The organism is Candidatus Benthicola sp., from assembly GCF_058719085.1.
Genome location: NZ_JBZQEK010000098.1, coordinates 1 through 12,873 on the forward strand (window position 1 = coordinate 1; position 12,873 = coordinate 12,873).

The window sequence follows — 12,873 nt, forward strand, 5'->3', positions numbered from 1 at the left end:
GGCGGATCGGCGCTTCGCGTCGCGGCCGCAGGTGTTCGACTACTGCGTGCGGGTGGGCTCCACGGTCGGGGCCATGATGACGCTGGTGATGGAACGGCGCGACGCCGAGACCCTGACGGCGGCGTGCCGGCTCGGGGTGGCGATGCAACTCACCAACATCGCCCGGGATGTGGGAGAAGACGCACGGTCCGGCCGGGTATACCTGCCGATCGATGCTCTGGAGCAGGCCGGTGTGGAGGTCGATTCCTGGCTCGCGGCCCCGGAGCCTTCCCCGCCGGTGCGAGACGTCGTCCGATCCCTGCTCGAAGACGCGGATGCGCTGTACGCCGCCGCATGGCCCGGAATCCGGCGGCTCCCGGCCCCCTGCCGTCCGGCGATTCGGGCAGCGGCCCTGATCTACGCTCGGATCGGGCGCGGCATCCGCCGGGCGGAGTACGACAGCGTCACCCGGCGGACATGGACGGGGAAGGCGGAGAAGGGGGTGCTCGTCGCGCGGGCCCTCGTTTCCGGCGGGAGCGCGTGGCCGGGCGCGGCTCCGAGGGACGGAGCCGACGTCGTGTCGCTGGCCGACGAGCGGGCCGCGTTCCTCGTCGCCGCGGTGACCGGCGAGAGTGCGGAGGGTCCTTGAAGGCGGCGCGACGGTTCCGGAACGCACGGAACGTTGAACACCGGACGCGCCGCGGGTTACCATAGCGGACCATGAAAGCCAACGGCGACAACTACTACCGGCGCGGCCTCGGTTTGAAGGCTCAGGTCAAGCCGCTCCTGGCGCAGGCGTACGGCAGCGAGATCGTGAAGGCGATCAAGGCGGCCGACTACCGCCTGACGGTGGGGCGGTTCACCTTCCGAATGGCCCGCAGCCTCGGATTCTGCTACGGCGTGGACCGTGCCGTCGAGTACGCGTACGAGACGTGCACCAAGTTCGGCGACCGTCGGATCTTCCTGGTGGGCGAGATCATTCACAACCCCCTCGTGAACCAGCAGCTCCGCGAGCGCGGGGTGCGCTTCCTGTTTCCCGACGATGACGGCGCGTTCGACTTTTCCGCCGTCGAATCCGACGACGTGGTGATCATCCCGGCCTTCGGAGTGCAGCTCCAGGACCTCGAGACGCTGCGAGGGATCGGGTGCATCCTGGTGGACACGACCTGCGGATCGGTGCTGCACGTATGGAAGCGGGTCGAGAGCTACGCGCGGGACGGTTTCACCTCGGTGATCCACGGAAAGCACTACCACGAAGAGACGCGGGCCACCAGCTCGCAGGTGCTGAAGTATCCCGAGGGCCGGTACATCGTCGTGCGGGACATGTCGGAGGCGGAGTTCCTGTGCGGTTTCATCCGGGGAGAGGTGGAGTCGGAGGCCGTCCTGGAGACGTTCGCCGGCCGGGTTTCCGAGGGCTTCGACCCCGAGAGCGACCTGCAGCGCATCGGGGTGGCGAACCAGACGACCATGCTGGCCTCCGAGTCGCTGGCCATCGCGGCCCGTCTGGGCGAGGCGATCGCCGACCGGCACGGAAACGAAGCCCTCCCGGAGCGCTTCCGGAGCTTCGACACCATCTGCTCGGCCACGCAGGACCGGCAGGACGCGGTGAAGGAGCTGATGAAGGACCCGCCGGACGTGATGATCGTGGTGGGTGGTTTCAACTCCAGCAACACGAGCCACCTGGCCGCTCTCTGCGCCCGGTCGACCCGGACGTTCCACATCGAGTCGTCCCTCGGCATCGATCCCGCGACGGGGGTGATCACCTACAAGCGGGCAGGCGGCGAGGAAGTCGATGAGGCAAGCGACTGGCTTCCGGACGGACCGGTGGAGATCGGACTCACCGCCGGCGCGTCGACGCCGGACAGCCTGATCGGCGAAACGGCGGAAGTGATCCTGAGATTGGACGGCCTGGATCCCGTCGAGGTCGTGCCCTCCATGGCCCGGGAGGCTACAGAGCCCCTCGCCTGAACCGGTCCCCGGCACCGGCAGCCGGGGCCGTCCGATCCAGCCCGATCAGCCGTTGAGCCGGGCCCGTGCCTTCTCCAGCTGCTCGCGCACCGCGTCCGGCGCACTACCCCCGCTCGTTGCCCGGCGCTCCAGCGCACCGTTTACGTCCCAGATCTCGGGCGGCACATCGGACAGCAGTGGATGGATGCCCGCGAGCTCGGCGCCGGAGTATTCCGACAGCGGCCGGTCCTCCGACTCCGCCCGACGTACGAGCCGGCCCACCGCCTCGTGCGCCTCCCGGAACGGGGCCCCGCGCACGGCCAGGTGCTCGGCCAGGTCTGCCGTCAGCATGGCGGAGGTGACGCAGGCGGCGGCCCGCTCCGCGTCAAACGACAGGGTGCCGACCGTGCCGGCGAGGACGTCGAGAGTCCGGGTCAGCGCCTCCTCTGCCTCGAACAGGGTGCGCTTGTCCTCCTGCAGGTCCTTGCTGTACCCCGTCGGCAGCCCCTTGAGCGAGGCCATGTACCCGGTGAGCAGGCCGAGCAGGGTGCCTCCGCGGGCACGAGCGAGCTCCGCCCCGTCCGGGTTCCGCTTCTGGGGCATGAGGCTGGATCCGGTGCTGTACGCATCGGCGAGGCGGACGAGACCGAACTCCGAGCTCGCGTAGACCACGAGGTCCTCGGCGAGGCGTGACAGGTCGTTGGCGATCTGGGCCCAGACGAACAGCACTTCGGCGACCCAGTCACGGGCGCCTACCGCGTCGAGGGAGTTCTCGCACGCCCCGTCCAGCCCGAGGGCCCGGGCGAGACGATCCCGGTCGACCGGAGCGGTCGTCCCGGTCCCGGCGGCGGCCCCGAGCGGCAGGCGCGACAGCCGCGCGAGAGCGTCCGCGAGTCGTTCCCGGCCCCGGGCGAGGGGCCAGAAATGGGAGAGCAGCCAGTGGCCGGCGGTGGTGGGCTGGGCGCGCTGCAGATGTGTGAAGGCGGGGAAAGGCACGTCCACCGCCCGCCCGGCGACCTCGATCATCGCCTCCTGAAGCCGCCGGACGGCCGCATCCACCCGGGCGCAGGCTTCCCGCGTCCACAGGCGCGCGTCCGTGGCCACGACGTCGTTTCGCGATCGGCCGAGGCGCACCTGGCTCGCCTCGTCTCCGATCTCCTCGGCGAGCCACCGCTCCACCAGGGTGTGGACATCCTCGTCCGGCTCGACGGACGCGTCGGCGGCGGCCAGCCGCGCCTCGACCACGTCCAGCCCGGCGAGGATCCGGTCCCGCGATTCCTCTTCCAGCCAGCCGGCGGCGGCGAGCTCCGCGACCCACGCGCGGTCGACGGCGAGCTCGTACGGCCACAGGCGCCAGTCGACGGGGAGGGAGCGGTTGATCCGGTCGAGATCGGCAGCGGGCCCGCCCTCGAACCGGCCACCCCACAGGCGCATTCCGTCATCTCCGCCGCTGCCCCGGTCGCTCATCGGATCAGTCGAGCCAGTCGCTGCCGGCCATCTCCTCCGGCTCAGGCGCAGGCTCGGGCACGGCGCCCGCTTCCTTCGCGTCCTCGCGCCGCGCCTGACCGGCAAGCCTGTAGGGGAGCCCGAACAGGCGGATGAACCCGGTGGCATCGGCGTGGTCGTACAGGTCGCCGCTCTCGAAGGTGGCGTATTCCTCGCGGTACAGCCCGGTCGAGCTGGAACGTCCGGCCACCGACACGTTTCCGCGGCACAGGAAGAGCGAGATCGTGCCGTTCACATGACGCTGCGTCACGTCGACGAAGGCGTCGAGGCCCTCCTTCTCGGTCCCCCACCAGCGGCCCTCGTACACGAGGCGGGCATAGCGCAGGGCGAGCTCGTCCTTGAGCTCCAGCGTCCGGCGATCGAGCACCAGTTGCTCCAGCTCGCGGTGCGCCGCGTAGAGCAGGGTGCCGCCCGGGGTCTCGTACACGCCGCGCGACTTGAGGCCGACGATCCGGTCCTCCACCAGGTCCACGCGGCCCACCCCGTGCCGTCCGCCGATCTCGTTCAAGCGCTCCAGCAAGGGAAGACCCGCGAGGCGCTGGCCGTTCACGGACACCGGCGTGCCCATCTCGAAGCCGATCTCCACCGTCTCGCCCTCGGCCGGAGCGGAGCGGGGGTCGGCGCTGAACAGGAACATCTCCGGCTCCGGCATCGTGGTCGGGTCCTCGAGCGGACCGCCTTCGTGCGAGATGTGCCAGACGTTCCGGTCGCGCGAGTACATCGACGTCTTCGCGGGCGGGAGCGGAACGCCCGCCTTCCGGGCGTACTCCTCTGCGTCCCTGCGGCCGCGGATCGTCCATTCCCTCCACGGGGCGATCACGTCGAGGTCGGGCGCCAGCCACGCGAAGGTGAGCTCGAACCGGACCTGGTCGTTCCCCTTGCCCGTGCAGCCGTGCGACAGTCCCGTCGCCCCTACCTGCCGGGCCACCCGAACCACCTCGCGCGCGATGAGCGGGCGGGCCATTGCCGTGCCGAGCAGGTACTTGCGTCCGTAGACAGCGCCGGCGCGCAGGGTGGGCCAGATGAATTCCTCCACGAATGCGTCGCGGACATCCACCACGTGGCATCCGGAGGCCCCGGCGGCCGCCGCGCGCGCCTCGATCCCCTCGAGGTCATCCAGGCCCTGGCCCACATCCACCACCACGCATTCGACCTCGGCCGCGTAGTGTTCGATCAGCCACGGAACGGCTACGGACGTGTCGAGCCCGCCCGAGTAGGCGAGCGCGATCTTTCGGGATCCGGCCATTTCGTCCTTGATCTCCCGGTAGGTAACGTCAGCCGGAGGTCACCGCCTCGGGCTCCAGCTCCCGGCGGCCGGCGAAGCCGCCCTCGAGCTCGTGCCACCAGCGGATCTCGTCCTCTCCGTACCTCCAGCACAGGAAGACCGGGCGGCCCTCCCGCATCGAATAGAAGTCCACCAGCCCCTGGGGCCCCTTGAAGACGCAACCGACCTTTCCGAGCTCTTCGAGGTAGCCCTCGAGTCGCGCCGAGATCTCGGCCACTTCCGATCGAAGCTGTCCGAGGGATTCCATCGCCGCGGGATTTCGACGCGCCCGTCCCCTCGCTTCCTTGAGGGCGGGAAGGAGCTTCTGAAGGCGATCGTTCTCCTCCACGATGTCGGCCATGATGCGTCGCACGAGAGGAAGGGTGCGATTCGCCTCCTCGACCGTGAAGAACCGGATGTCTCGCTTCCGCTTCATGCCTTCAGTCCCCCGTTGCGCCTTCCGTGACCGGAGGCGACGGCTCCTTCGCCGACGCTTCCTTCGGCTCGTTCACCGGCGGCTCTGCCGGCTCGTGCGGCGCCTCCACCGCGTCTCTCGCTCGCTTCTTCTTCGCTTCCTTCTCGTGACGCCGGTGCTCCCGCTCACGCATCCGCTCGAGATAGCGGGCCGCGCGGCCCGCGACCCGAACCCGTCCGTCCGATTCCGGCTCTACGTCCGGGAACTCGAGCCTCAGCCCGCCGACCATGGACGCACCGGCGTTGTAGAGCGCCACGGCGACCGCGGCGGTGATGCCGCCGGCCAGCCCGTACAGAAGCGGGAACACCGCGATGGCCCAGAAGCCGATCCGGGTGAGCAGATTCGGCTCGCTGCCCGGAGGCGCCTCCTGGCTCGTGGCCACGGCGAGCACCAGGCCCACCAGAAACCCGATGAGGCCGTAGAGGACCATGGCCAGCTTGAACGCCGACCGAATGCTGATGCGCCGAATCTCCACCTGCATGCCGACAGCATAGCACGCCGGACGGGTGACCGCACGGCCGGCCGGAAGTGGCGCCAGGCGCCGAACGGACGGTATTGTGAGCCAGGCCACCCGGCGTTTCGGAACCCGAAAGTCAGGCGAGGATGAGCGAACAGAACGTACCCGTCGAAAAGGGGAGCGAGGAGACATCCGGTCCGGATTCCCGCCCGGATGTCAGCCTTCCGGCGGGCTCGCTTCTGGATCCGGAAGCGTCCATCGAGCTCGAGGCGGCGGACCGCGGCAGGCCCATACCGGGCGGCGAGCCGGATTGCCCCCGGTGCGGGACGAAGATGACCCGCAGGGTGGAGCGGCACCCGGCACCGCGAGGCGGGCCTTCGCCCTTCCGAGTCCGGCTGGTCTGTCCGAAGAAGGAGTGCGGCGCGTGGACCGTCTACGACTGGTAGGGTTTGCCCGGGACCGTATGAGAGTCCTCCGCCGAGCCGGGGCGGTGGCCGCCATCGGACTGTTGCTTCACGTCCCGGACGCCCTCGCCCAGGGAGCGATGGACGACGCGGGCCGCGGCTTCCGACAGGCTCTCCGCTGGCCGGTCGAGATGGCCAAGGAGTACTGGTATTTCATCGTGGGCGGGATCGTTCTGATCCTGCTCATCCGCTCGTACCTGCGTAAGTAGCCGGCGACGACCTAGCGAATCTCTCCGCATCGAAGCCCGTCCGCCGCGATCCGGAGCCCGGCGGTTCCGGCACCGCCGGCCGCCTCCCGAAGCGACGGCTCCGCGATCCGGTCCAGCGACTCGAGGCCCGCGTCATCCGGTCCCTCGAGGAACTCGATGCACCCGTCCCCACCGTCCAGCTCGAATGCCCAGAAGTGCGCTCCGAGCCCGGCCGCCGTCTCGCCTGCCGCCACGGCGGCGAGCCGGTAGTCGTCCTGTGCCTCCGGCCCGACAGGGCGGAAGCGTACCCACAGCCGGCGCGGTGCACTCATGGGGCCACGTCCGTCTCGGGCCACTCGAACTCCCGGGCGCGAAACCTCTGCCCGGTCACGCCCGACGACCGGTCCGAGGCCAGCCACACGAAGACGTCCGAAATCTGGTAAGGGGTCGGCACCGAGTCCGGATCCTCGTCCGGATACGCCTCTGCCCGCATCGTGGTGCGCATGGCGCCCGGATCGACCGCGTTCGACCGGACCCCGGCCTCCGCCAGCTCGCCGGCCAGCATCTCGGACAGTGCCTCGAGGCCGTTCTTGGACGCGCAGTAGGCGCCCCAGTTCGGGCGCCCGTGGTCGCCCACGCCGGACGAGACGTGGATCATCGAACCGCCGGTCTCCGCGAGAGGCTCGATGCAGGCCTTCGCGACCAGGAACGCGCCCGTCAGGTTCACCTCGATCACCTGCCGCCATACGTCCGTCGGATAGTCGCGGATCGGGAGGCGTTCGCCGAGCACCGATGCGTTGTTGACCAGAACATCCACGCGGCCGAGCTCCTCGCGCGTCGCCTCGACCCAGGCCGCCACGTCAGACTCCCGGGTGACGTCGCACGCGATGGCGATCGCGCGTCCCCCGTCTTCCCGCAGCTCCGCGGCCAGCTCCGCCACGCCTTCGAGGCGGCGGGAGCACAGCGACACGGCGGCGCCCTCCTCTGCGAAGCGCCTCGCCAGGTCGGCGCCCAGCCCCTTCGAGGCGCCCGAGATCATCGCCACCTTGCCTTCCAGCTTCATGTCCGCCCCTCTCCCTCGTCCGTATTCATCGTTCGCTTCCGGTCCTGCGCCTCTGCCGCGCGGCCCCCCGTCCACGGCTCGTTGACGGCCCCGATCGCCGCGGCTAGCCTTCGCGGGTCATGAGCGAGCCCACCGACTGGAACCAGCCCCCCCGCATGCGGGTCCCGCCGCCCGGGCCCCGGTCCCGCCGTCTCGCCGAACGCCTGGCCCTCGTCGAGTCCCGAAATGTGACGTGGCTGGCGGAGGACTTCCCCATCTTCTGGGAGAAGTCCCGGGGGAGCAACGTGTGGGACGCCGACGGAAACCGCTACGTGGATCTGTCCGGCGGTTTCGGCGTGGCAGCGGCAGGACACCGGAACCGCCGGGTGATGCAGGCGCTGCGCGGCCAGATCGGCCGCCTCCCGCACGGGATGGGCGACGTCCACCCGCCCTCCCTGAAGGTGAAACTGCTCGAGACGCTCGCGTCCGTGTCGCCGATTCCGGGTCCCAGGATCACCCTTGCCTGCTCGGGCGCCGAGGCCGTGGAGGTGGCGCTCAAGACCGCCCGTCTGGCGACCGGAAAGCCCGGGGTGATTGCCTTCACCGGGGCGTACCATGGGCTGACGTACGGGGCCCTCGCCGTGACCGACCGCGACACCTTCCGCTCGCCGTTCGAGGACCAGCTGAACCCGCATGTGCTCCGGGCGCCGTATCCGAACCCGTTTCGCCGTCCGCCCGATCTCGACCCGGCCGATCCGGGCGGCTCGGCGGTGGCACGGGTGCGCGAGCTCCTGGAGTCGACGGAGGGCGACCGGGTCGGGGCCGTGATCGTGGAGCCGATCCAGGGGCGAGGCGGAGATGTGGTACCCCCACCCGGCTTCCTGTCCGGGCTGGCGGAGCTGTGCCGCGATCGCGGACTGCTTCTGATCGCGGACGAGATCTATACCGGTTTCGGACGCACCGGTCGGTGGTTCGCATGCGAGCACGAGGGGGTGACACCGGACCTCCTGTGCGTCGGCAAGGCGCTCTCTTCCACCCTCCCGATCGCGGCGTGTCTGGGATCGAAGGCGGTTATGGACGCGTGGCCGGAATCCGAGGGGGAAGCGAAGCACACGTCGACGTTCCTCGGCAACCCGCTGGCCTGCGCGGCCGCGGTGGCCTCGCTGCAGGAGATCGAGCGCCACGACCTGGTCGGGCGATCGGCGGAGCTGGGAGAGCGCTGGATCGGCGAGCTGCGAGAGACGCTGTCCCGACACGAGAGCGTGGCTGACGTACGGGGTCGAGGTCTGATGATCGGCATCGACCTCGTGTCCGATCCGGTGAGCCGCGAGCCCGACCTGGGCCTCGCCGGACGGGTGGTGACGGAGGCGCTGCGGCGTGGCTGGATCCTCCTGGCTGGCGGACCGGCCGGAAACGTGATCTCGCTCTCGCCCCCCCTGTCCCTCGGCGACGACCTGGCTCGAATGGCCACCGCGGTGCTGGACGAGATCCTGTCCGAGGCCGCCTGAGCGATCGGGTCGTAGCCGGTGGCGCGGACCGCCGAACCACGAAAAGATGACGCGATCGCCGCCGGGCGATACATTCCCGCCCCCGTTTTCCAGGGACGGGAAGAGAAGAGGAGCCGGTCGGATGTCTCAGATCGACATCACAGTGGAGGGAACGCCCAACCCGAACGCGGCCAAGTTCGTGGTGAGCGGCGCCTCGCTCGGGTCGGACAGCCGCTCGTACTTCGCGGCCGCGGAGGCGGCGGAGGACGAGCTGGCGAAGCGCCTGTTCGAGGTGGACGGCGTCCGCGCCCTCCTCATCGTGGACAACTTCATCACCGTGACCAAGGCGGACGCGGTGGCATGGGACGACATCGTGGAGGACATCACGTGCACCATAGAAGAAGCGCTGGACTCATGATTCGAACCCGCGGCATCCGGAGCGCGGGACCCCTGTCGGTCGCGGGCCTGCTCGCGCTCGCACTCGGCGCGTGCAGTGCCGAGACCGCCCGAGAGGCCGCGGCGCTCGCCGAGGCGGAGGCGGACAGCATCGAGGCGGCGAGAGCCGGGGCGGTGGCGGAAGCGGCCTTCACGACCGAGGCGCCCTTCCCGACGGGTGCGCGCCCGGTCGACGAGCTGATCGACGAGCGGGAGACCCACTTCGCGTCGCTGACGCAGCTCACCTTCGGCGGACAGAACGCCGAGGCGTACTGGAGCACCGACGACCAGTGGATCATGTTCCAGGCGACCCCGCGCGGGGCGAGCTGCGACCAGCAGTACACGATGCATCCCGACGGCTCGGAGCTGAGCCTGGTGAGCACGGGCCTCGGCCGCACCACCTGCGGCTACTTCTTCCCCGGCAACGAGATGATCGTCTACGGCTCGACCCACCTGGGCGGCGATGAGTGCCCGCCCGAGGCCGACATGTCGCAGGGGTACGTGTGGGCCCTGTACGAGGACTACGACATCTTCACGGCCGACGCCGACGGCTCGAATCTGACCCGGATCACGGACGCCCCCGGCTACGACGCGGAGGCCACGGTGTCGCGGGACGGGGAGTGGATCGTGTTCACCTCCGCCCGGGACGGCGACCTCGAGATCTACAAGATGCGGACGGACGGGTCGGAGCTGACCCGGCTGACGAACGAGCCCGGGTACGACGGCGGCCCGTTCTTCTCGTACGACGGGACGAAGATCGTCTACCGAGCCAGCCACCCCGAGGGCGAGGAGCTCGAGGACTACCAGCGCCTCCTGGCGCAGGGCCTCATCCGTCCCTCCCAGCTCGACATCTTCGTGATGGACGCGGACGGCTCGAACAAGCGTCAGCTGACCGACAACGGCCGGGCCAACTTCGGGCCGTACTTCTTCCCGGACGGCGAGCGGATCATCTTCTCGTCCAACATGGACGCCGAGAGCCCGAGGGTACCCGACTTCGACCTGTACGCCATCAACATCGATGGGACCGGGCTGGAGCGGATCACCTACGCGGGCGATTTCGACGGCTTCCCGATGTTCAATTCGGACGGGACGAAGCTGATCTTCGCCTCGAACCGGGGGAACGAGCTGCCGCGCGAGACCAACCTGTTCATCGCCGACTGGGTGGACTGAGCGACGCGCCAGCGGCGCGTTTCGCGGAGGGAGGGGCCCGTCGACCTTGCGTTCGGCGGGCCTCTTTTCTTTCGTGGTCCGTGGGGGCGCGTCCGTGCGACGCGCCGGCGCAATCCGCACTGGAGGAGGTGACGACGATGCCCGCAGACCACAATCCGTTCGGCTGGATCGAGATTCCCGTCTCCGACCTGGACCGGGCGAAGGCGTTTTACGAGACCGTGTTCGAGTTCGACGAGCTTCCGGTGCACGAGATGGGCGGGCTCACCATGGCATGGTTTCCGATGAAGGAGGACGGCACCGGCGCGTCCGGCGCCCTGTGCCTCGGCGAGACCTACGAGCCCTCGCAAGCCGGAACCCTCCCGTATCTGACCGCTCCCGACATCGAGGCCACTCTCGAGCGCGCGGAGGCGAACGGCGGGAAGACGCTCCTGGAGAAGATGAGCATCGGCGAGTACGGGTTCGTCGCCTTCATGGAAGACAGCGAAGGGAACCGCATCGGGCTCCACTCGAGGAGCTGAAAAGAGCAACGCGAGGAGGAATTCTGAACCTCGAATTGAAGGGCCGCAGTTGTGTCGTGCTCGGAGGGAGCCGGGGCATCGGCCGCGCGATCGGGCTCGGGCTCGCCGCGGAGGGCGCCAACGTCGCCATCTGCGCGAGAAACGAAGGAGCTCTTCGGACCACGGAGTCCGAGATCTCCGCCCTCGGCGTTCAGGCCTTTGCCCGGACCTGCGACGTGGGTGACCCGGTCGCGCTGCGCGCCTTCCTCGACGCGGTCCGCGAGGCACTCGGAGGCGTGGACGTGCTCGTGCACAACGCGTCCGCGCTCGCCCTCGGGCCGACGCTGGCCGACTGGGAGGCCAGTCTGCAGGTGGATCTGATGGCAGGCGTTCGGGCCGCGGAACAGGTCGTGCCCTGGATGGAGGAATCCGGCGGTGGCTCGATCCTCTTCGTGTCCTCCATCTCCGGACTGGAAGCCGATCCCTCACCGGACTTCGGGTACACGGCCGCCAAGGCGGCGCTCATCGCCCATGCCAAGAAGCTCGGGGTGATGCTCGCTCCGAGAGGGATTCGCGCGAACGCGATCGCTCCGGGGTCGGTGGATTTTCCCGGGGGAGTCTGGTCGACGGTCAGAGAGCAGCAGCCCGAGCTCTACGAGAGCGTCCGGGCCTCGATCCCCTGGGGTCGGCTCGGGACTCCGGAGGAGATCGCCGACGCTGCCGTATTCCTGGTGTCGCCGCGAGCCGCCTGGATCACAGGCGAGTGCCTGTGCGTCGATGGCGGCCAGCACCGCGGGATGCGTTGACGAGCCCGCCCCGATCTCAAGAGTCGGCGACGGGCTGACCGTGCCCCGCATGACGCCCGCTTGACCCGAACCGGCCAGCCTCCTGAAGGTCCATGAGTCCAGGACAGGAGGGTCCATGCCGCCCGGTGGGTCGCTGACGATCCGGCTGGTCCGGAACACCGTTCTCTTGTGGCTGCTCGTGCGGGTGGTGATCGCGGTCGCGGCCGGCCTCGCGACCTTCGCGCCCCGGGAGGTCGTGATCGTCTGCCTCGTCACCCTGGCTCTCGTGTGGGTCGACATCCGCGTGTTTCACGAGCGACTCCTGTACGAGAACCTGGGATTCTCTCCACTCGTGATCTCTTCCACCGTCCTGGCGATCACGCTCATCCTCGAACTGCTCACCGGACACTTCGCCGGCGCCTTCCTTCGTCCCATCGTGAGGCCGTTGATCCCATGAACACCGTCTTCCTCGCCGACTCGTTCGTGAAGGCCTTCGGCGGGCATCGAGTGCTGAAGACGGCCACCGCGTGGGCCCGGCCCGGCCGGATCACCGTTCTCCTCGGCCGGAACGGGTGCGGGAAGACCACCCTTCTCCGATGCGCGCTCGGCTTCTGCCGGGCGGAACAGGGCGTCGTCCGCTTCGACGGGGCGCACGTGCGCCGCCCGGCGCTGTGGCGCCTGGCCCCGCGAGGCCTGTTCTACGTGCCCGACCGGAACCTGCTGTCCCGCCGGCTCCGACTGGCCGACCAGCTCCGGGTGATCGGGTCGAGGTTCGAGGGCGCGGATCCGGAAGAAGCGATCGAGCGCCTCGAGCTCGGTCCGCAGCTGTCGTCCCATCCGGACGCCATGTCCGGGGGCGAGCGGAGACGCGCGGACCTGGCCCTCGCGTTCGTGAGAAAGCCCCGCTGCCTCGTGGCGGACGAGCCTCTGACGGAAATCGAACCGAAGGACCGCTCCCTGGTCCTCGGCATGTTCCGGGAGATGGCCGCGCGGGGCGCCGGCGTGCTGATCACGGGCCACGAAGTGCGGGACCTGCTCAGCGTGGCCGACGACGTGATCTGGATGACCGCGGGCACGACGCACGGGATCGGCACACCGGACGAAGCCCGAGCCCACCACCAGTTCCGGCGGGAATACCTCGGGTCACGGGCCGACTGACGGACCCTGGCTTCCCGCC

General features: G+C 69.6%; 17 protein-coding genes. 11 read left to right on the forward strand and 6 right to left on the reverse strand.

Annotated elements, in window-relative coordinates:
- Together AC36XV_RS07670 and AC36XV_RS07675 are read left to right on the forward strand one after the other, a co-directional pair.
- Positions 1-628, forward strand: a 628-nt coding sequence (locus tag AC36XV_RS07670; RefSeq protein WP_492203093.1) for a phytoene/squalene synthase family protein, incomplete at its 5' end; no start/stop codon positions are given.
- Positions 629-699: 71 nt separating this feature from the next.
- A complete protein-coding gene (locus AC36XV_RS07675; protein WP_492203094.1) occupies positions 700-1,947 on the forward strand; it encodes a 4-hydroxy-3-methylbut-2-enyl diphosphate reductase in 1,248 nt (415 codons plus the stop codon).
- 45 nt (positions 1,948-1,992) lie between these two features.
- On the opposite strand, the gene argH is transcribed toward AC36XV_RS07675, so the two are convergent.
- Genes argH through AC36XV_RS07695 form a run of 4 tightly spaced genes read right to left on the reverse strand, consistent with a single transcriptional unit; the run spans position 1,993 to position 5,742 of the window.
- Positions 1,993-3,360, reverse strand: coding sequence for an argininosuccinate lyase (argH, locus tag AC36XV_RS07680; protein ID WP_492203095.1), 1,368 nt, complete (start codon positions 3,358-3,360; stop codon positions 1,993-1,995).
- 37 nt (positions 3,361-3,397) lie between these two features.
- On the reverse strand, positions 3,398-4,678 hold the full coding sequence (locus tag AC36XV_RS07685) for an argininosuccinate synthase (protein WP_492203096.1): 1,281 nt from the start codon (positions 4,676-4,678) through the stop codon (positions 3,398-3,400).
- 28 nt (positions 4,679-4,706) lie between these two features.
- Positions 4,707-5,132 (reverse strand): DUF2203 domain-containing protein, encoded by a 426-nt coding sequence (locus tag AC36XV_RS07690; protein WP_492203097.1) that lies wholly within the window; start codon positions 5,130-5,132, stop codon positions 4,707-4,709.
- 4 nt (positions 5,133-5,136) lie between these two features.
- Entirely contained in the window at positions 5,137-5,742 is a 606-nt protein-coding gene (locus AC36XV_RS07695; protein WP_492203098.1) for a DUF3566 domain-containing protein, read from the reverse strand.
- Positions 5,743-5,774: 32 nt separating this feature from the next.
- Here AC36XV_RS07695 and AC36XV_RS07700 point away from each other — a divergent pair, with 32 nt between their 5' ends.
- Complete coding sequence (locus AC36XV_RS07700) at positions 5,775-6,074, forward strand: hypothetical protein (RefSeq protein ID WP_492203099.1); 300 nt, start codon at positions 5,775-5,777, stop codon at positions 6,072-6,074.
- 17 nt (positions 6,075-6,091) lie between these two features.
- On the forward strand, positions 6,092-6,301 hold the full coding sequence (locus AC36XV_RS07705) for a hypothetical protein (RefSeq protein ID WP_492203100.1): 210 nt from the start codon (positions 6,092-6,094) through the stop codon (positions 6,299-6,301).
- Between the two features lie 11 nt (positions 6,302-6,312).
- Here the strand turns inward: AC36XV_RS07705 and AC36XV_RS07710 are convergent, their stop codons facing one another.
- Together AC36XV_RS07710 and AC36XV_RS07715 are read right to left on the reverse strand one after the other, a co-directional pair.
- The gene (locus AC36XV_RS07710) at positions 6,313-6,612 is read right to left on the reverse strand and encodes a hypothetical protein (protein ID WP_492203101.1); all 300 of its coding nucleotides are present in this window, start codon (positions 6,610-6,612) and stop codon (positions 6,313-6,315) included.
- On the reverse strand, positions 6,609-7,343 hold the full coding sequence (locus tag AC36XV_RS07715; protein ID WP_492203102.1) for an SDR family NAD(P)-dependent oxidoreductase: 735 nt from the start codon (positions 7,341-7,343) through the stop codon (positions 6,609-6,611). The genes AC36XV_RS07710 and AC36XV_RS07715 overlap by 4 nt, the downstream gene beginning before the upstream one ends.
- 119 nt (positions 7,344-7,462) lie before the next feature.
- Between AC36XV_RS07715 and AC36XV_RS07720 the strand changes: the two genes are divergently transcribed.
- The 7 genes from AC36XV_RS07720 (at position 7,463) to AC36XV_RS07750 (ending at position 12,854) form a co-directional block, all read left to right on the forward strand.
- Positions 7,463-8,830, forward strand: coding sequence for an aspartate aminotransferase family protein (locus tag AC36XV_RS07720; RefSeq protein WP_492203103.1), 1,368 nt, complete (start codon positions 7,463-7,465; stop codon positions 8,828-8,830).
- Positions 8,831-8,951: 121 nt separating this feature from the next.
- Entirely contained in the window at positions 8,952-9,227 is a 276-nt protein-coding gene (locus AC36XV_RS07725; protein WP_492203104.1) for a NifU N-terminal domain-containing protein, read from the forward strand.
- Positions 9,224-10,414, forward strand: coding sequence for a TolB family protein (locus tag AC36XV_RS07730; RefSeq protein WP_492203105.1), 1,191 nt, complete (start codon positions 9,224-9,226; stop codon positions 10,412-10,414). The genes AC36XV_RS07725 and AC36XV_RS07730 overlap by 4 nt, the downstream gene beginning before the upstream one ends.
- A 137-nt stretch (positions 10,415-10,551) precedes the next feature.
- A complete protein-coding gene (locus AC36XV_RS07735) occupies positions 10,552-10,932 on the forward strand; it encodes a VOC family protein (RefSeq protein ID WP_492203106.1) in 381 nt (126 codons plus the stop codon).
- 35 nt (positions 10,933-10,967) lie between these two features.
- Positions 10,968-11,717, forward strand: coding sequence for an SDR family NAD(P)-dependent oxidoreductase (locus AC36XV_RS07740; RefSeq protein ID WP_492203107.1), 750 nt, complete (start codon positions 10,968-10,970; stop codon positions 11,715-11,717).
- Between the two features lie 115 nt (positions 11,718-11,832).
- Complete coding sequence (locus AC36XV_RS07745) at positions 11,833-12,153, forward strand: hypothetical protein (protein ID WP_492203108.1); 321 nt, start codon at positions 11,833-11,835, stop codon at positions 12,151-12,153.
- Positions 12,150-12,854: an ATP-binding cassette domain-containing protein gene (locus AC36XV_RS07750; RefSeq protein ID WP_492203109.1), complete on the forward strand. Its 705-nt coding sequence runs from the start codon at positions 12,150-12,152 to the stop codon at positions 12,852-12,854. The genes AC36XV_RS07745 and AC36XV_RS07750 overlap by 4 nt, the downstream gene beginning before the upstream one ends.
- Positions 12,855-12,873: the final 19 nt, after the last annotated feature.

Bases quoted from the DNA above. Each gene is read 5' to 3' on its own strand.
- AC36XV_RS07700 (WP_492203099.1), top strand. From the start codon at position 5,775: ATGAGCGAACAGAACGTACCCGTCGAAAAGGGGAGCGAGGAGACATCC.
- AC36XV_RS07705 (WP_492203100.1), top strand. From the start codon at position 6,092: ATGAGAGTCCTCCGCCGAGCCGGGGCGGTGGCCGCCATCGGACTGTTG.
- AC36XV_RS07710 (WP_492203101.1), bottom strand. From the start codon at position 6,612: ATGAGTGCACCGCGCCGGCTGTGGGTACGCTTCCGCCCTGTCGGGCCG.
- AC36XV_RS07720 (WP_492203103.1), top strand. From the start codon at position 7,463: ATGAGCGAGCCCACCGACTGGAACCAGCCCCCCCGCATGCGGGTCCCG.
- argH (WP_492203095.1), bottom strand. From the start codon at position 3,360: ATGCGCCTGTGGGGTGGCCGGTTCGAGGGCGGGCCCGCTGCCGATCTC.
- AC36XV_RS07750 (WP_492203109.1), top strand. From the start codon at position 12,150: ATGAACACCGTCTTCCTCGCCGACTCGTTCGTGAAGGCCTTCGGCGGG.
- AC36XV_RS07735 (WP_492203106.1), top strand. From the start codon at position 10,552: ATGCCCGCAGACCACAATCCGTTCGGCTGGATCGAGATTCCCGTCTCC.
- AC36XV_RS07745 (WP_492203108.1), top strand. From the start codon at position 11,833: ATGCCGCCCGGTGGGTCGCTGACGATCCGGCTGGTCCGGAACACCGTT.
- AC36XV_RS07725 (WP_492203104.1), top strand. From the start codon at position 8,952: ATGTCTCAGATCGACATCACAGTGGAGGGAACGCCCAACCCGAACGCG.
- AC36XV_RS07675 (WP_492203094.1), top strand. From the start codon at position 700: ATGAAAGCCAACGGCGACAACTACTACCGGCGCGGCCTCGGTTTGAAG.
- AC36XV_RS07730 (WP_492203105.1), top strand. From the start codon at position 9,224: ATGATTCGAACCCGCGGCATCCGGAGCGCGGGACCCCTGTCGGTCGCG.
- AC36XV_RS07715 (WP_492203102.1), bottom strand. From the start codon at position 7,343: ATGAAGCTGGAAGGCAAGGTGGCGATGATCTCGGGCGCCTCGAAGGGG.
- AC36XV_RS07685 (WP_492203096.1), bottom strand. From the start codon at position 4,678: ATGGCCGGATCCCGAAAGATCGCGCTCGCCTACTCGGGCGGGCTCGAC.
- AC36XV_RS07690 (WP_492203097.1), bottom strand. From the start codon at position 5,132: ATGAAGCGGAAGCGAGACATCCGGTTCTTCACGGTCGAGGAGGCGAAT.